Consider the following 17,058-nt stretch of genomic DNA (forward strand, 5'->3'; position numbering starts at 1 on the left):
CCGCGCCGCGAGTCAGCGCACGCGGCGCCCGTGCGCGAGATCGACGAGGTGCTCCAGGACGGGCCCGCCGCGGAGTCCGTTGTGCTCGTGCTCGCTGGTGACCCACGGGGTCACGCCGGGCAGCAGCCGGGCGGTCTCGAGTGAGAACTCCATCGGCACGTACACGTCGTTGACGTAGACGGCGGCGGCTCCGCGTGCATCGGATGCCTCGAGCGCGGCGCGGTCGTAGATCCTCGGCCACTCGTGCTCGGCCAGCGCCAGCGTCACGTCGCGCCACGGCTGGAACGCGGGAACGGTCTCGGTCCACTCCCGGCGCACATGCTCACCCGTGAACAGCGAGGTGTCCTCGACGAAGTCGGCCGGCTCCACCCGCTCGGCGGACCAGCGGGTGACATGCCCCGAGGCGTAACTGGACTCATGGAAGGCGAAGTACAGCGGATTGCGGCCGTCGAACGGCATGGCCGCGGCGAGGTCGTACCGGAAGGCGTTCGACGCCGGGTCCAGCTCCAGCAGCGACCAGACCGTCTGCCAGCCGTCGTTGGTGCCCAGCGCCGAGCCGAACGAGCGCAGGCGCGAGGGGGAGACCACCTCGCCGCCGGGCAGCACGATGCCGCCGGATGCTGCGAGGTCGACCAGCCGGCGCATGCGGTCGCGATGCTCGGGGAAGCGCCGGTAGTAGCGCTCCGAGGCGTCTCGCATCTTGTCGTAGCAGAGCGCGTACACCTCGTCGGGGGCGCGGTCGATCGTGCTGAGTCCGCCGGTGAAGTACACGCGGTCCAGCGACGCGGCATCCGTCGACAGATACGCGAGCGTGGTGAACCCGCCGAAGGACTGTCCGAGCACGTTCCAGGTCTCAGCGCCCAGGTGCTCCCGCACGGCCTCCGCGTCGCGCACGATCGAGTCGGCCCGCAGATGCGTGAGGTGCTCGGCGACGGCATCCGACCCGCGCTCCAGATCGCGGTCTCCGACCGGCGTCGATCGGCCGGTGCCGCGCTGGTCGAGCAGGACCACGCGGTGCTCCTTCAGAGCCGCGTCCAGCCAGGCGGGCGAAGACGAGTTCTGGAACGCGCGCGGCGCCTCGTGCCCGGGCCCTCCCTGCAGGAAGAGCAGGTACGGGAGGTCCTCGCCGCCCTCGCGGGAGACGACCGCCGCGAACACGTCGATGGTGCGGGTGTCGGTCGGGTCGCCCCACACCAGCGGGACGGTGAGGGTGTGCTCCTCGATCGTCAGGCCCTGCATGCGGCGGATCGTCGTCTTCGTCGTCATCACATCACGTTCCCGATGTAGGAGTACTTCACGAACACCTCTGCGGAGATGCCGGATTCCTCCAGCACCCCCTGCAGGGCGGTCATCATGTAGTTCGAATCCCATCCCATGTAGAGATGGCAGCCCTCGGCGAGGGTGTCCCAGTGGCCCTTCCAGGCCATCGACTCGTACAGCGGTCCGCCGTGGCGCGCACTGTAGGCGAGCGCGGCGGGCCGGTCGTCGGTCCAGGCACGCCGGAAGACGCGGTTGAACAGCGCCTTGACGTCCTTGACCTCCCAGTGCTCGCCGCGGTACTCGCAGTAGTCGAACTCGCGATCCCAGCCGGCGGGCCAGCCGCGCCGGCGCACGGCGTCCAGCACGGGCGTCAGACCGTCGTCGTCGATCTCGCCGACGTCGGGGCGCGCCCAGATGCGCACCAGCTCCGCCGAGAGCCGCACGGTCCGCTCCGAGATCGCGGCGGTGCCCCAGGCCGTGACGTCGGCCAGCTCTCGCGTGGCGGGGACGGTGCTGCGGGCATAGGCCTGATCGCGCTTGTCGGGGAAGGATGCGCCGAACACGCGCATCGTGAGCGACTCCTCGAGCAGGGTGAGGTTGCCGAGGGTCGGTGACAGGGCGCGGTGGCTGTTCTGCTCGTCCTCGCTGTACTCGGTCCACGGGCGGATCCCGTCGCCGCTCCACGTGGTGGCGGGCACCGGCGGCACGATCGCCTCGACGTCGAAGTCCGTGACGTCCTCCACACCCTCGATGCGGCCGAGCACGTATGCCGGGTGGGGGAGCTCGCCGTACTTGAGCACGGCGCTGACGCGCTCGTCGGACGGGGTGATGCGGGCGATCGCGCGCATCAGGGACTCGCGGCCCTCCGTCCGGGCGCGGCACAGGCGGGCGATCAGGCGATCGGTGGGGAGGCCGACGATGGCGCGGCGCAGGAACAGCGCCTGCACCCACTCGAGCACCTCGATCAGCTCCGCGCGGCTGATCAGCCCGCGGCGGTGGTCGCCGTAGGCGCTCATCACCAGCGGATAGGAGGTGCGCCCGAACGTGTTCACGTGCTCCAGCTGCAGCCGGATGCCGTCGTCCGGCTCGCCGGACGGGTCCAGCAGGATGCCGTAGATCTCGGCGTACTCGCGCCAGAGACCGGCATCCGCGCGCAGGTGCTCGACGTCGAGGCGGGCGAACGATCCGCGGAACGCGGCGTACACGCCGTGCTCGCCGGCGGCGTCGATCTCGCGGCCCATCGTCATCATCAGGTAGTGCCGCCAGAACGCGCCGATGGTCTCGCCGGTGTGCCGCTCGATCGGGAGCCAGAACCGCTCCTCGACGTCGAGCTGCTCTGCGTGCGAGAGGCCCATCAGGATGTAGTTGTGGATCAGCTCGTGATCCCGCAGCGGCTGGCCGGTGGAGTTCAGGCTCTCGAAGATCTGCTGCGCGTTGGCCGAGGAGCCGAGCGTGATCGAGACGTGCTCCAGCCGCTGCAGGCCCTGCCAGATCCGCGCGGCCTCGTCCGCGTGCACCTGGCTGCGGAAGAAGGCGTAGTTGTCGTCGAAGCGCGACTCCCGGTCGGCGTCGTCGCGGCGGTCCAGGACCACCGACTCGTAGAGATCGGCCCAGGCGTGGTGCGGGCGCAGCTTGGTGCGAGAGGAGTCATCGGCGCGGACCAGGACCCGCTCCAGATCGGATGCCATGACCGGGTCCGTCTCGCGGATGGTGTGGTGCAGGGCTGCGATCAGCAGCATGATCGTGGTCACGCGCTGCTGCCCGTCGATCAGCACCAGGTCGCCTCCCGCAGCGTCCTCGGCGGACAGGATCGATCCGATGAAGTGCCGGTGGTCCGCCCCTTCGCCCGCGACCGTGCGGACATCGGAGAGCAGCTTCTCGCAGGCGCCGATGTCCCAGCGGTACTGGCGCTGATACACCGGGACGACGATGTTGGTCGTGGGGGCTGCGAGCCATTCGATGGTGCCCGTCGCGGTCGCGTCGACATTGGTCGCCGTTGCCATCACTGCGTGAATCCTCCGATCAGCGGGCAGATGAACGCTGCCGGGACGAGTCTAGTCCGGCCCGATTTTCTCCGGTCGGCCTCTGGGGCGTGTCCAGGAGGCGGATGTAGGCTTACCTAAGTAGGGCCTGTTAAAACGTGCTGGCCCGCTACGAAAGGACATGACTCGGATCATGGGATACATCAAGTCCGAAGCGCTCGAGGAAAAGGGATTCGTCATCCTCGACAGCTACGCCCAGGAGCTCGACCCCAAGGAATGGCTGGACCTGGAGTACAACGACTGGAAGTCCTCGGGTGACACCCGCTTCGCCCCGCTCGCGAGCGCCAAGGGCGAGATCGAGTGCAACGGCTTCTGGAACCACAAGCCGCCGCGCACCGACAAGGACGGCGTCTGGATCGACTCGCAGGTCGAGAAGGCCCCGAACCTGACCCGCCGCGCCAAGGAGCCGGGCGCGAACGTCGGCCGCTGCCGCGTGATCGAGCTGCAGCCCACGCCCTACGGCGACTGCCTCTACAACCTTCACCAGGACGACAACAACCGTCTCAACCCGGACGGCACCGGCTGGGTCGTGCGCGGCTTCTTCAACCTGACCGACGACAAGGACAGCTTCTTCGTCCTCCGTGAGAACCGCACCGACCCCCAGGGCGAGGTGCGCATCGCGCTGCCCGCCGGCGCGCAGCTGATCATCGACACGCAGCGCCTGTGGCACGCGACCACGCACAACGGCACCGAGCCGCGCTACAACCTGATCACCTCGTGGACCTCGGGTCCTGAGCTGGACGCCTACATCGAGAAGTACCACGGCACCGACCAGCACACTCAGTTCGAGGTTCCGCAGGACGTGCTCGAGCACGGCTACGCCGAGCAGGCCCGCAAGGACGCCGCGCGTGCCGCCTACTACGCGGCCAAGGGCCAGCAGGCCAAGCTCGCGATGAGCGAGGCCTGAGTCTCCGCATCCGCATCGCAGCGGCCCCGGTCCCTCGTGGATCGGGGCCGCTGTCGCATTCGGGGGAATCACATGCTTGTCATTCCCCGGGATCTGGGCGATAATCGCCTCATAACCGCATAGCTCGCCGAGGTTCTTCGGTCAGGTCGTAGGGGAAGACGCACCTGATGAAACGGAGAGATCATGGCGACGGGATACGCACGCGGAGTGGTGTACGTCCACTCCGCCCCACGCGCGCTCTGCCCGCACCTCGAATGGGCGGTCGGACGCGCTATCGGTCGCGCCGTCAGCTTCGACTGGAGCGATCAGCCGGTGCAGTCGGGCACCCGACGCGCCGAGTTCTACTGGGATGGGCCGGTCGGCACCGGCTCCGCCATCGCGACGGCCATCCGCGGCTGGGAGCACCTGCGCTTCGAGGTCTCCGAGGACCCGACGGCTGGGAACGACGGCGGCCGCTGGATGCACACGCCCGACCTCGGCATCCACTACGCGCAGACCGACTCCGCGGGCAACGTGGTGATCGGCGAGGACCGCATCCGCTACGCGATGGAGATCGCGGCGGGGAGCATGGTCGAGCTGCAGCGGGAGCTCGACGTCGCCCTCGGCGCCGCGTGGGACGAGGAGCTCGAGCCGTTCCGTCACGCCGGCGATGATGCGCGCGTCGTGTGGCTCCACAAGGTCGGGTAGCCACAGGCCCCATGGACGTGCGGAGGAGGCCCGAGTAACGGGATCCGGTGATCACCTCCCGGATGCCGAGAAAGCGAATCCTCCGCATAACGACTGAAGCCCCCTGCGGGGAAGCAGGGGGCTTCGTCATGCCCCGGCGCTCTCGGCCTCAGATCACCGCTGTGGGCTGCAGGGGGAGGGCATCGTCGACGGTGCGGTCGCGCACGGCGGTCCATGCTGCGGCCAGCCGGTCCATCGCCGTGGTGGTGCGTTCGGGTGTGAGCGTGATTGGGATCCGGAGGCGTCGCTCCAGGACCCCTCCCAGAGCGAAACGCGGACCGGGCGGCAGGATCAGCCCGTGCTCCCGCGCGCTGAGCGCCAGCCGCGTCGAGATGGGTGCTCCGAGGTCCAGCCAGGTCGACAGGCCTCCGGGGGCGGTGGGCATCGCGAGACCGTCCATGCGGGCGACGCCCGCGGCCACGGCCTCGCGGCCCGCGTGCAGCCGCTCTCGCACATGTCCGAGGAGTGCGGGCATGTCGTCGAGCAGCTCGATGGCGATGCACTGCTCCAGCAGCGCGGTGCCCAGCTCGAACGAGGGGCGTACGGCGAGCAGCCGCGCGATGATCCCGGGCTCCGCCCTGATCCAGCCCAGGCGCATGCCGCCCCAGGCGATCTTCGACATCGACCCGATCGTGAGCACGTGGGGGCCGAATGCCCCCATCGGCACCGGGCTCCATCCACGGTCGATGTCGAGTTCTGCCGTCGTCTCGTCGACGATGAGGTGCGTGCCGGCGCTGCGTGCCGTGGCGGCGACCCGAGAGCGTGCGGCATCGGGCAGTGTGGCCCCGGTGGGGTTGTGGAAGTCGGGGATGAGGTACGCCATGTGGGGACGGCTGCGCAGCACCAGGTCCATGAGGTGAGCGGCATCCCAGCCGTCGACGTCGACCGGAGTCGGCAGCAGCCGGTAGCCGTGGCGGCGCAGCGACTCCAGCGCGTGCGGGAAGGTGGGCTGCTCGACCAGGGCCCGTTCTCCTCGTCGACCGATCGCCGCCAGGATCAGGTTCATGGCGTTCAGCGCGCCCGAGGTGATCATGATCTCCTCGGCGGATGTCGGAACGCCGCGCTGGGTGAAGCGCTGCGCGACGGCATCCCGCAGCTCCGGCAATCCCTGCAGCGAATAGCCGCTCGTGCCGCGCAGCGCGGCGAGGCGCGGCAGTGAGCGCACGGTGGCGTCGTAGAGCCCGGGGGTCGAGTCCATCGACGCGATGGAGAGGTCTATCGCGGTCTCGTCGTCGGACGGGCTCGGCGCGACGGAGCCGTTCGGCAGCGCCACCCGGGTGCCACCTCCGTGCACACGCGCCGCGTATCCGGCGGCCGCGAGCAGATCGTAGGCTCGGGTCACGGTCGAGCGCGAGCGGCGCAGCTCCGTCGCCAGTGCGCGTTCGCTGGGCAATCGCTCGCCGATGGTGATCCGCCCGTCCAGGATCAGGGCGCGGATCTGGTCCGCCAGGCCCGCGGCGCTCACCCCAGCCACGCTCTGGGCGCCGAGCTGATCGACCAGTCGTGACGTCATGTTCCCAGCATGCCGCAAAGTGGACCGAGATCAGCAGACCACTTTGTGAGGAGTGGTCTCGGTGGCGGCGCCGGATGCGGCATCAGCATGGACTCATGAACGCACGGTCGATCCTCACGCCCATCGCAGCCTCGAGTCGACGCGAGCTCGTCGAGCGACTCGCGCAGCTGCTCTCCGGGCTCATCCTGTACGGCGCGGCCATGGCGCTGATGGTGCGGGCGGGCATCGGCGTGGCGCCCTGGGACGTGCTGGCCGTGGGCATCGCCGAGCGCACGGGCCTCGCCTTCGGGGTGGTGACCTGCCTGGTGGCCGCCGTGGTGCTCCTGCTGTGGATACCGCTGCGTCAGCGGCTGGGGATCGGCACGGTGCTGAACGCCGTGCTGATCGGGCCCAGCGCCGACCTCACGCTCGGGCTGGTGCCTCCCGCGCCCTCGGTCTGGATCGGCGCGCCCATGTTCGTCGGCGGGCTGGTGCTGCTCGCATTCGCCACCGGCCTGTACATCTCCGCCGACTTCGGTCCCGGGCCGCGCGACGGGCTGATGACCGGACTGGTGGCGCGAACAGGGCGTCCTGTGTGGATGGTCCGCACCGTGCTCGAGGGAGGCGTCCTACTGATCGGCTTCCTGCTGGGCGGTCCGGTCGGAGTGGGAACCGTGCTGTTCGCGTTCGGAGTGGGGCCGCTCGTCGGCTGGTTCCTCGCGGTGTTCACCCGCATCCGGGCATCCCGCGCCCTTGCGCTCGCTCGGCCGGCGGACTGACGGCGGGAGCAGCAGGACGCCCCCGGGGAATCCACGGGGGCGTCCTGGTGTCGGCACCGGTTCAGGCGCTGCGGAACGCGACGACGGCGTTGTGGCCGCCGAAGCCGAACGAGTTGCTGATCGCGAGCAGATCGCCGTCGCCGAGCGGCTGCGGCGAGGTCGAGAGCTTGAACGGGACGGCCGGGTCGGGCTCGGTCATGTTGATGGTCGGCGGCGCGACGCGGTCGCGCACCGCGAGGATCGTGTACACGGCCTCGAGCGCGCCGGTGCCGCCCAGCAGGTGGCCGGTCGACGCCTTGGTCGCGGAGACGGGGATCTCGTCGATGCGGTCGCCGAACACGCGCTTGAGCGCCTCGTACTCGTTCGGGTCGCCGACCGGGGTGGACGTGGCGTGCGCGTTGATGTGCGAGACCTCGTCCGCGGTGGCACCCGCCTGCTCCAGCGCCTGCTCGACGGCACGGGCCGCGCCCGCACCCTCGGGGTCGTTGCCGGTGATGTGGTACGAGTCGGCGGAGACGCCGCCGCCCACCAGGTAGGCGTAGATCTTCGCGCCGCGGGCCTTGGCGTGCTCCTCGGTCTCGAGGACAAGCGCCGCACCGCCCTCGCCCATGACGAAACCGTCGCGGTCGATGGCGCCGGGACGGGAGGCGGTGGCCGGGTCGTCGTTGCGGCGGGACAGGGCCTGCGCCGAGGCGAAGGACGCCATGGTGATCGGGTGGATCGCGGACTCCGCGCCACCGGCGATGATCACGTCGGCGAGACCGTCCTGCAGGTGGTCGTAGGCGTTCGCGATCGACTCCGTGCTGGAGGCGCACGCGCTGACGACCGTGCGCGCGAAGGCCTTGGCGTTGAAGTGCAGCGACAGGTTTCCCGCACCGGCGTTGGGCATCAGCATCGGAACCGTCAGCGGCATGACGCGGCGCGGTCCCTTCTCGCGCAGCGTGTCCCAGGCGTCCAGCAGCGTCCACACGCCGCCGATGCCGGTGGCCCAGTCGATGCCGAGGCGCTCGGGAGCGACCTCGGGCGAACCGGCGTCCTCCCAGGCCTCGCGGGCGGCGATCATCGCGAACTGCGTCGAGGGGTCGAGGCGCTTGGCCTCGTGACGGGGGAGCACCTCCTCGGGACGGACGGTCGCCTCGGCGGCGAAGTGCACGGGGATCTGGTACTTCTCGATCCAGTCGTGCTCCAGCGTGCGCGTACCGGACTTGCCTGCGAGCAGATTGGCCCAGTTCTCTGGGGCCGTGCCGCCCAGAGCGGACGTGGCGCCGATACCGGTGACGACGATGCGCTTGGTCATGAAGGTCCTTCGTGAGGAGGGAGGTGGTTCGGGGAGAAGGAGGATGCCACCCCCCGCGCCGGCTGACCGGCTGCTGAGCCTGTCGAGTGCAGGGCCGGCGGGGGTGGCATCCGCGGTGGTGCTTACTCCTGGCCGGCGACGATGAAGTTGACGGCGTCGGCGACCGTCTTGAGGTTCTTGACCTCGTCGTCGGGGATGGTCACGCCGAACTTCTCCTCGGCGTTGACGACGATCGTCATCATCGAGATCGAGTCGATGTCGAGGTCGTCGGTGAACGACTTCTCCATCGCGACCTCGGATGCGTCGATGCCGGTCTCGTCGGTGACCAGCTCAGCAAGTCCTGCGAGGACCTCGTCGGTGGTGAGAGCCATGGTGTTTCCTCTTTCTCGGAATGGTTTCGGAACCGGTGAACAGTCTAGGGAAGGCGCTCCCGATCAGGGGAGCACCACCACCTGCGCGCCGAAGACGAGCCCTGCGCCGAAGCCGATCTGCAGCGCCAGACCACCGCTGAGCTCGGGGTGCTCTTCGAGCAGACGGTGGGTGGCAAGGGGGATCGAGGCGGCCGAGGTGTTGCCGGTCGTCTCGATGTCGCGTGCGATGACGGTGGTCTCGGGGAGCTTCAGCTGCTTGGCGAACTCCTCCACGATGCGCAGGTTCGCCTGGTGCGGGATGAAGGCGGCGAGGTCGGACGCCTCGATGCCGGCCTTCTCGAGGGCCTCGCGGGCGACCTTGGCCATCTCCCAGACGGCCCAGCGGAACACGCTCGGACCCTCCTGGCGGAGGGTCGGCCACGGCGAGGTCCCGTCACGGAACTCGGTGAGCGTGTGGTTCATGCCGACCAGGTCGGCCTTGGACCCGTCGGAGCCCCATACGGTGGCGGAGATGCCGGGGGTCTCACTGGGGCCGATCACCACGGCGCCTGCGCCGTCTCCGAGCAGGAAGGAGATGCTGCGGTCGGTCGGATCGACGATGTCGGACAGCTTCTCCGCGCCGACCACGACGGCGTAGTGCGCGGCGCCGGCGCGGATGAGCGCATCGGCCTGCGCGACGGCGTAGGCGTAGCCCGCGCAGGCGGCGTTGACGTCGTACGCGGCCGCGGGGTTCGCGCCGATGCGATCGGCGACGATCGCCGACACCGAGGGCGTCTGCTTGGGGTTGCTGATGGTGGCGACGATGACCAGGTCGATGTCTGCCGGGTCGACTCCGGAGCGCTGCACGGCCTCCGACGCTGCGGCGGAGGAGAGGTCGATCGCGTCGGTCTCCGGCACGGCGCGAGCACGCGTGATGATGCCGGTGCGCTGGCGGATCCACTCGTCGCTGGAGTCGATCGGGCCGACCAGGTCGTCGTTGGGGACGGCGTTCTCGCCGCGGGCGGCGCCGACGGAGTAGATCCGGGTGTGCGCGGCTCCGGTGGCCTGGGTGATGGTGGCGCTCATGCTGCTTCTCCGTTCAGCAGCGCGACTGCTGCGTCGAGGTCGTCAGGGGTCTTCACGGCGACGCTGGGCACGCCCTTCAGGCCGCGCTTGGCGAGGCCGACGAGCGCGCCGGCCGGGGCGACCTCGATGAAGCCGGTGATGCCCGCCTGGGCCATCGACTCCATGCACAGGTCCCAGCGGACCGGCGAGGACACCTGCGTGACGATGCGGTCGAGCGCGTCGCGTCCGTCGGTGACGACGGCTCCGTCGCGGTTCGACCAGAGGGTGATCGTCGGGTCGTCCGCCACGACGTCGTCGACGGCGGCGCGGAGCGTGTCCACCGCGGACCCCATGTAGGAGGTGTGGAAGGCGCCGGCGACCTGCAGCGGCATGACGCGGACGCCGCGCGGGGCGCTCTCCGCGAGCTTCGCGAGGCTCTCCAGCGCGCCGGCGGCCACGATCTGCCCGGCGACGTTGTAGTTGGCGGGGGTGAGATCCAGGTCGTCGAGCAGGGCGAGCACATCATCGGCGTCGCCGCCGAGCACCGCGCTCATGCCGGTGGGGACCTGAGTTGCGGCGTCGGCCATGGCCCGGCCGCGGATGCCGACGAGCCGCATGGCGTCGATGCCCGGAATGACACCGGCGGCCGCCACGGCGGCGAGCTCGCCGACCGAGTGGCCTGCGAGGCCGTCCGGGCGCCGCCCGGCCCTGAGCATGAGCTGCTTGCCTGCGACCATGGACGCCGCGACGATCAGCGGCTGCGCGATGCGCGTGTCGCGGATGGTGTCGGCATCCGACTCGGTGCCGTGCTTGATCAGGTCGACCTCGGCGGCATCCGAGAACTCGGCGAGCTGCTCGGCGACGCCGTCCAGCTCGAGCCAGGGTGCGAGGAATCCGGGGGTCTGGGAGCCCTGTCCAGGGCAGGCGACGACGATCACCCATCCATTCTGCCAACGATGGCGAAGAGACAGTGGATGATTCATCACAAGAATCCGCGATTCGCTTGTGCGTGGCGTACAGCGGATGCTGTGCCGCGGGTCGCGATCAGCGGCGGCGGGGTGCCGCACGGCGGCGGCTCGGCTCGGATGCTCCGATCGATCCGAGGATCAGCGCGGTCTGCAGGATCAGCGCTTCACGCGGTCCGGTGGCATCCCAGCCGATCACCTCGCTGACGCGCTTGAGGCGGTAGCGCACGGTGTTCGGGTGGACGAACAGTTCGCGGGCGGTGGCCTCGAGCGAACGCCCGTTGTCGAGATAGCTCCACAGCGTCGTCACCAGATCGGGGGAGTGCGCCTGCAGCGGTCGGAAGATCCGCTCGATCAGCGTCTGCTTGGCGAGCGTGTCGCCGGCCAGGGCGCGCTCGGGGAGCAGGTCGTCCGCCTCGACCGGGCGCGGGGCTCCTCGCCAGGCGCGCGCGACGGCGAAACCTGCCAGCGCGGCGCGTGCGCTCTGCCCCGCATCCACCAGCGCGGCGACGGGGGGACCGAGCACGACGTAACCGGGACCGAACGACGGCTCCAGGCGCTGGGCGATCTCGGCGAACGGCAGCTCCTCCTCCGTCGTCTCCTTGCCCGGAACCCGGGCGCGTCCGACGACGAGCACCAGCCGCGACCCCTGCACGCCGATCAGCACGTCCACCGAGAGGCGCCGCGCGGTGCGTCGGACCTGGTCGACGTCGAACTGCGGGGGTGTCGTGCCGACCAGCACGCACACCTCGCCGTGACCGTGCCAGCCCAGGGCCGCGATGCGGCTGGGCAGCTCCTCATCGGCCTCGCCGGTGAGGATCGAGTCCACGACGAGCGCCTCGAGCCTGGCATCCCACAACCCGCGGGCCTCGGCCGCGCGGGCGTACACGTCCGCCGACGCGAACGCGACGTCGCGGGAGTACAGCAGGATGGCCTCGCGCAGGTCCTCGCCACGGCCGGCGACGCGCTCCTCGGTCACCGCGACCGTCACGCGGATCAGCTGCAGCGTCTGCTGCAGACTGACGCTGCGCAGCAGCTCACGGGGAGCTGCGGCGAAGATGTCGGCCGCGATCCAGGGGGTGGAGGACGGGTCCTCGTACCACTGGATGAAGGATGTGATCCCCGCCTGCGCCACCAGCCCGACGGCGGACCGCCGGGCCGGTGGCATGTCGGCGTACCACGGGAGGGTGTCCTCCAGCCGCTTGATCGTCACCGTGGCGATGTCACCGGAGATCCGGCGCAGCCAGGCGAGAGTGGCGGCCTTGTCCATGGCCGACGTGGTGGGACCTGTCACAGATTCAGCTCTCGCCGCCTGCGTTTCCGCTGGAGCCCGCGTTCACGTCGTGCAGCGCGTACTTGATGATCGCGTCGCCGACGATGGAGCGCTGGATCTTGCCCTGGTCGGCCAGCGCCTGCAGGGTGCGGACGACCATCGACGGACCGTCGATCTTGAAGAAGCGACGGGCCGCGGCGCGGGTGTCGGAGAAGCCGAAGCCATCGGCGCCGAGCGTGTAGTACGGGTTCGGCACCCACTGGCGGATCTGGTCCTGCACGGCGTGCATGAAGTCGCTCGCGGCGATGACGGGACCTTCGGCGCCCTGCAGCTTCTCGGTGAGGTAGGCCGTGCGGGGCTCCTCCTCGGGGTGCAGGAAGTTGTGCTCGTCGGCCGCGAGACCGTCGTTGCGCAGCTCGCCCCACGAGGTGACCGACCACACGTCGGCGCTGATGTTCCAGTCCTTGCGGAGCAGCTCCTGCGCCTCCAGCGCCCACGGAACGCCCACGCCCGAGGCGAACAGCTGAGCCTTCAGGCCCTCGCCGGAGTCGACCGAGATGCGGTGGATGCCGCGCACGATACCGTCGACGTCCACATCCTCGGGCTCCGCTGGCTGCACGAGCGGCTCGTTGTAGACCGTCAGGTAGTACATGACGTCGGGGTTCGGGTGGTTGCCGCCGTACATCCGCTCCAGGCCCGAGCGCATGATGTGCGCGATCTCGTAGCCGTAGGCGGGGTCGTAGGACACCGTCGCCGGGTTGGTCGACGCGAGCAGCGGCGAGTGGCCGTCGGCGTGCTGCAGACCCTCACCCGTGAGGGTGGTGCGGCCCGCGGTGGCGCCGATGACGAATCCGCGCGCCATCTGGTCGCCGGCCGCCCACAGCGCGTCGCCCGTGCGCTGGTATCCGAACATCGAGTAGAAGATGTAGATCGGGATGAGCGGCTCGCCCTGCGTGGAGTACGAGGTGCCGGCGGCCGTGAACGCGGCCGTGGCGCCCGCCTCGTTGATGCCGACGTGCACGATCTGGCCCTGGGGGCTCTCCTTGTAGGCCAGCAGCAGCTCGCGGTCGACCGACGTGTAGTGCTGACCGTTCGGGTTGTAGATCTTCGCGGTCGGGAAGTACGCGTCGATGCCGAAGGTCCGCGCCTCGTCCGGGATGATCGGCACGATGCGGTTGCCGAAGTCCTTGGAGCGCAGCAGGTCCTTGAGCAGTCGGACGAACGCCATGGTGGTGGCGATCTCCTGCGTGCCGGAGCCCTTCTTCGGGAGCGCGTAGGTGGAGTCGTCCGGCAGCGTGATCGCGGTGTGGCTCGTGCGGCGCTCCGGGATGAAGCCGCCCAGGGCGCGACGGCGCTCCAGCATGTACTGGATCGTCTCGTCGTTCTCACCCGGGTGGTAGTACGGCGGCAGGTACGGGTTCTCCTCGAGCTGCGCGTCCGTGATCGGGATCTGCATGGTGTCGCGGAAGGTCTTGAGGTTCTCCAGCGTCATCTTCTTCATCTGGTGGGTCGCGTTGCGGCCCTCGAAGTGCGGACCCAGGCCGTAGCCCTTGACGGTCTTGGCGAGGATGACGGTGGGCTGGCCCTTGTGCTCGAGCGCGGCCTTGTAGGCGGCGAACACCTTGCGGTAGTCATGGCCGCCGCGGCGCAGCTGCCAGATCTGCTCGTCGGTGTAGTCCTTGACCAGGGCGGCGGCGCGCTCGTCCTTGCCGAAGAAGTGCTCGCGGATGTACGCGCCCGACTCGGCCTTGTAGGTCTGATAGTCGCCGTCCGGGGTGGCGTTCATGATGTTCAGCAGCGCGTTGTCGGTGTCGCGGGCGAGCAGGTCGTCCCACTCCCGGCCCCAGACCACCTTGATGACGTTCCAGCCGGCGCCGCGGAAGAACGACTCCAGCTCCTGGATGATCTTTCCGTTGCCTCGGACCGGGCCGTCCAGACGCTGCAGGTTGCAGTTGATCACGAAGGTGAGGTTGTCCAGGCCCTCGTTCGCCGCGACCTGCAGCTGGCCGCGGGACTCGACCTCGTCCATCTCGCCGTCGCCGAGGAAGGCCCACACGTGCTGGTCGGAGGTGTCCTTGATGCCGCGGTTGGCGAGGTACTTGTTCGACTGCGCCTGGTAGATCGCGTTGATCGGGCCCAGGCCCATCGACACGGTCGGGAACTGCCAGTAGTCCGGCATGGAGCGCGGGTGCGGGTACGAGGGTAGTGCGTGGCCCTCGTGCGACTTCTCCTGGCGGAAGCCGTCCATGTCGGCCTCGCTCAGGCGACCCTCGAGGAAGGAGCGGGCGTAGATGCCGGGGGAGGCGTGGCCCTGGATGAAGATCTGGTCTCCGCCGCCGGGGTGGTTCTGGCCGCGGAAGAAGTGGTTGAAGCCGACCTCGTAGAGCGAGGCCGCGCCGGCGTAGGTGGAGATGTGACCGCCCACGCCGATGCCCGGGCGCTGCGCGCGGTGCACGGTGATCGCGGCGTTCCAGCGGATCCAGTGCCGGTAGCGGCGCTCGATCTCCTCGTCGCCGCCGAACTCCGGCTCGTTCTCCGGAGCGATGGTGTTGATGTAGTCGGTGGTCGGCACCATCGGCACGCCGAGGTGCAGGTCCTTGGAGCGCTTCAGCAGGCTGAGCATGATCTCGCGCCCGCGACCGTGGCCCTTCGCGTCGACCAGCTCGTCGAGCGACTGCTGCCACTCGCCGGTCTCCTCCGGATCGCTGTCGAGGGGGCCCTGAGAGTACGGATCCTGATCGTGAACGGTCACGTGGAGCCTTTCGTCTTACTGGCAGGTCGTGCCAAGGAAACGGGAAGCGACGTGGGGGAGCCTTGTCGGCTCGGCACAACACGCGCTGTGCTCAGCCTATATCCGTTCGCGGGTCGGATGCCGCAACGGGCTCCCGCTAGGATCGATACCCGAGGGCCTTTAGCTCAGCTGGTAGAGCGCCACGTTTACACCGTGGATGTCGTCGGTTCGATCCCGGCAGGGCCCACATCGAGACCCCTGGCGGGCGTCCCTCCCGCGACCTAGGCTCGCGTCATGGGAACCCTGACCTTCTGCCTCAACGTCACCCTGGACGGCTGCGTCGACCACCGCGAGGGGATCGCCGATGACGAGTCGCACGCCTTCTTCACGGGCCTGATGGACGGGGCCGGCGCGATGCTGTGGGGCCGCGTCACCTACGAGATGATGGAGAGCTACTGGCCTGCCGTCGCCCGCGGCGAGGAGGAGGCTCCGCCCGCGATGTGGGAGTGGGCGGTCAAGCTCGATGCCAAGCCCAAGCACGTCGTGTCGTCGACGCGCACGGACTTCCCATGGAGCAACAGCCACCACCTTTCCGGCGATCTGCGCGAGGGCGTGCAGCGGCTCAAGGACGAGACCCCCGCGGGAGTGCTCCTGGGCAGCGGCTCGCTCGCCAACGAGCTGGACCGACTGGACCTGATCGACGAGTACCGCTTCCTCGTGCAGCCGATGATCGCCGGGCACGGCCCGACCCTGTTCCAGGGCGGACTGCCCGCCACCCGCAGGCTCGAGCTGATCTCCGCGACTCCGTTGCGCAGCGGGGCGGTCGACATGCACTACCGGCGCGCCCGCTGACCCGCGGCCTCAGTCCTCAGTGCGGAAGCCTGCCGCCTTGTGCGTGCCGTCGCAGAACGGCTTGATGGCCGAGAGCCCGCACCGGCACAGCGCCACCGTGCGTCGTCGACGGGGGATGACCTCGCCGTCCGCGGTCTGCAGCACCACGTCGCCGCGAAGCAGGAGGGGTCCGTCCGGGTAGGGCGTGATCGTCGGCTGCGGTGCGGACGCGCTCATGGAGTCACCGCCGTGCGCAGCGAGGACGACTGCCCCTCCCAGGCATCCAGCATGTGACCGGCGACGGCGCCGTCGATCGCCAGGCACGCCGCGGCGCCGAACATGATGTCCGGCAGGAGGTGCGGATGCTGCGCGGCCAGGCCGCCGGCCAGGTCGCGCGCCGCGATCTGCTCGTGGACGGCATCCGCCTCGACGTGCTCGTCGAAGTAGTCCGTGACATCGTCCTCGAACCCGAGTCGTCTCAGCCCGTCGGCGTAGAGGCGGTTCGGGATCGAGGAGGTCATCTCGAACGCGGCGAGGTGTCCCACGATCGCGCCGATCAGCCGCCGGTTCAGCCCGAACATCGACATCATGTTGAGCGAGGCCAGCGTGATCGCGGGCACGTCGTCGACGTATGCGCCGTAGGTGTCGTCCAGCCCGGCGCCGCGCAGGGCCTTCGCGAAGAGCTCGGCGTGCACCCGATCCGAGCGCCCGCCGCCGTACTCGTCCGACTGGATCTCGACGAGTGCGGCCTTGGGCGAGCCCGACAGGCGGGGAATCGCCCAGGAGTGCGGGTCCGCCTCGCGCAGCGTGTAGATCGAACGCTGCATCAGGAACTCCCGCGCCTGATCGGCGGTGGCCCGCCTCGCCAGGTGACGGGACAGGCTGGGCCCGTCGTCGGCGGCGACGAGGGCGAACAGCTCCCGCGCGACGGCGTCGGCGGTCGGCTCCGGGAGGTCCGGCACCGTGACGCGGGCACGCAGCGCCCGTTCGAATGCGCTCTCGAGCATCAGGCGAACGGCGATCAGCGCCGGCTCCCACTCGCGGTCCGCCTCGAGGCCGTCCAGGGTGCCGTACGCCGAGGCGTACAGCAGGAAGAGCGCGAGCTGGATGTCCTCGTCCGTCGTGATGCCCGAACAGGAGCGCAGGGCGGCCTCGGCCTGCCGGGCCAGCGTCTCCTGGTCGGCGGGCTCCGCGGCGGTCAGAGCGTCCAGAACGGCCTCGCCCAGCGGGCCCCGAGGACGGACGGCGGCGCCGGCGAGCGCGGGTGCGGTGATGGTCATCGATGCCCTCCCATACGTCGAGGAGGCGAGTCTCCATGACGACACCGCGCCGCGGCAGGG

15 protein-coding genes and 1 tRNA gene are annotated in these 17,058 nt (G+C 69.7%); 5 read left to right on the forward strand and 11 right to left on the reverse strand.

The genetic code is table 11. The features are described from left to right. Window positions 1-12: 12 nt before the first annotated feature. Complete coding sequence (locus ACTJJ4_RS01635) at window positions 13-1,266, reverse strand: alpha/beta fold hydrolase (protein WP_440941744.1); 1,254 nt, start codon at window positions 1,264-1,266, stop codon at window positions 13-15. Next, window positions 1,266-3,263 carry a DUF262 domain-containing protein gene (locus ACTJJ4_RS01640; protein ID WP_440942799.1) on the reverse strand — a complete coding sequence of 666 codons (1,998 nt, stop codon included), beginning with the start codon at window positions 3,261-3,263 and terminating at the stop codon, window positions 1,266-1,268. Before ACTJJ4_RS01640 ends, ACTJJ4_RS01635 begins: the two co-directional genes overlap by 1 nt. 172 nt (window positions 3,264-3,435) lie before the next feature. On the opposite strand from ACTJJ4_RS01640, the gene ACTJJ4_RS01645 reads away from it, so the two are divergent. After that, window positions 3,436-4,209: a hypothetical protein gene (locus ACTJJ4_RS01645; RefSeq protein WP_344289100.1), complete on the forward strand. Its 774-nt coding sequence runs from the start codon at window positions 3,436-3,438 to the stop codon at window positions 4,207-4,209. 183 nt (window positions 4,210-4,392) lie between these two features. Continuing rightward, entirely contained in the window at window positions 4,393-4,896 is a 504-nt protein-coding gene (locus ACTJJ4_RS01650) for a DUF3145 domain-containing protein (protein ID WP_285630577.1), read from the forward strand. Between the two features lie 148 nt (window positions 4,897-5,044). Here ACTJJ4_RS01650 and yczR read toward each other — a convergent pair whose 3' ends face one another. Next, entirely contained in the window at window positions 5,045-6,448 is a 1,404-nt protein-coding gene (yczR, locus tag ACTJJ4_RS01655) for a MocR-like transcription factor YczR (RefSeq protein ID WP_440941745.1), read from the reverse strand. Between the two features lie 95 nt (window positions 6,449-6,543). Between yczR and yczE the strand changes: the two genes are divergently transcribed. Continuing rightward, complete coding sequence (yczE, locus tag ACTJJ4_RS01660; protein WP_440941746.1) at window positions 6,544-7,206, forward strand: membrane protein YczE; 663 nt, start codon at window positions 6,544-6,546, stop codon at window positions 7,204-7,206. A gap of 61 nt (window positions 7,207-7,267) precedes the next feature. Here the strand turns inward: yczE and ACTJJ4_RS01665 are convergent, their stop codons facing one another. The 6 genes from ACTJJ4_RS01665 to aceE all read right to left on the reverse strand — a co-directional run bounded on the left by ACTJJ4_RS01665 (window position 7,268) and on the right by aceE (window position 14,908). Next, entirely contained in the window at window positions 7,268-8,503 is a 1,236-nt protein-coding gene (locus ACTJJ4_RS01665) for a beta-ketoacyl-[acyl-carrier-protein] synthase family protein (RefSeq protein WP_440941747.1), read from the reverse strand. Between the two features lie 122 nt (window positions 8,504-8,625). Continuing rightward, window positions 8,626-8,874 carry an acyl carrier protein gene (locus ACTJJ4_RS01670; protein WP_193596127.1) on the reverse strand — a complete coding sequence of 83 codons (249 nt, stop codon included), beginning with the start codon at window positions 8,872-8,874 and terminating at the stop codon, window positions 8,626-8,628. A gap of 63 nt (window positions 8,875-8,937) precedes the next feature. After that, entirely contained in the window at window positions 8,938-9,939 is a 1,002-nt protein-coding gene (locus ACTJJ4_RS01675; protein ID WP_440941748.1) for a beta-ketoacyl-ACP synthase III, read from the reverse strand. Continuing rightward, entirely contained in the window at window positions 9,936-10,856 is a 921-nt protein-coding gene (locus ACTJJ4_RS01680; protein ID WP_440941749.1) for an ACP S-malonyltransferase, read from the reverse strand. Before ACTJJ4_RS01680 ends, ACTJJ4_RS01675 begins: the two co-directional genes overlap by 4 nt. 106 nt (window positions 10,857-10,962) lie before the next feature. Further along, window positions 10,963-12,153, reverse strand: coding sequence for a PucR family transcriptional regulator (locus ACTJJ4_RS01685; protein ID WP_440942800.1), 1,191 nt, complete (start codon window positions 12,151-12,153; stop codon window positions 10,963-10,965). Between the two features lie 28 nt (window positions 12,154-12,181). Next, complete coding sequence (gene aceE, locus ACTJJ4_RS01690; protein ID WP_440941750.1) at window positions 12,182-14,908, reverse strand: pyruvate dehydrogenase (acetyl-transferring), homodimeric type; 2,727 nt, start codon at window positions 14,906-14,908, stop codon at window positions 12,182-12,184. 153 nt (window positions 14,909-15,061) lie between these two features. Between aceE and ACTJJ4_RS01695 the strand changes: the two genes are divergently transcribed. Next, window positions 15,062-15,134 (forward strand) — tRNA-Val (locus ACTJJ4_RS01695). A gap of 47 nt (window positions 15,135-15,181) precedes the next feature. Next, the gene (locus tag ACTJJ4_RS01700; RefSeq protein ID WP_440941751.1) at window positions 15,182-15,739 is read left to right on the forward strand and encodes a dihydrofolate reductase family protein; all 558 of its coding nucleotides are present in this window, start codon (window positions 15,182-15,184) and stop codon (window positions 15,737-15,739) included. A 9-nt stretch (window positions 15,740-15,748) separates the two neighbouring features. Here ACTJJ4_RS01700 and ACTJJ4_RS01705 read toward each other — a convergent pair whose 3' ends face one another. Both ACTJJ4_RS01705 and ACTJJ4_RS01710 read right to left on the reverse strand, forming a co-directional pair. Next, complete coding sequence (locus ACTJJ4_RS01705) at window positions 15,749-15,955, reverse strand: CDGSH iron-sulfur domain-containing protein (RefSeq protein WP_292702270.1); 207 nt, start codon at window positions 15,953-15,955, stop codon at window positions 15,749-15,751. Continuing rightward, window positions 15,952-16,998, reverse strand: a complete 1,047-nt coding sequence (locus ACTJJ4_RS01710; protein ID WP_440941752.1) for an iron-containing redox enzyme family protein — start codon at window positions 16,996-16,998, stop codon at window positions 15,952-15,954. The genes ACTJJ4_RS01705 and ACTJJ4_RS01710 overlap by 4 nt, the downstream gene beginning before the upstream one ends. Window positions 16,999-17,058 lie beyond the last annotated feature (60 nt).

The organism is Microbacterium sp. 22195 (assembly GCF_052056515.1).
Lineage (GTDB): Bacteria > Actinomycetota > Actinomycetes > Actinomycetales > Microbacteriaceae > Microbacterium.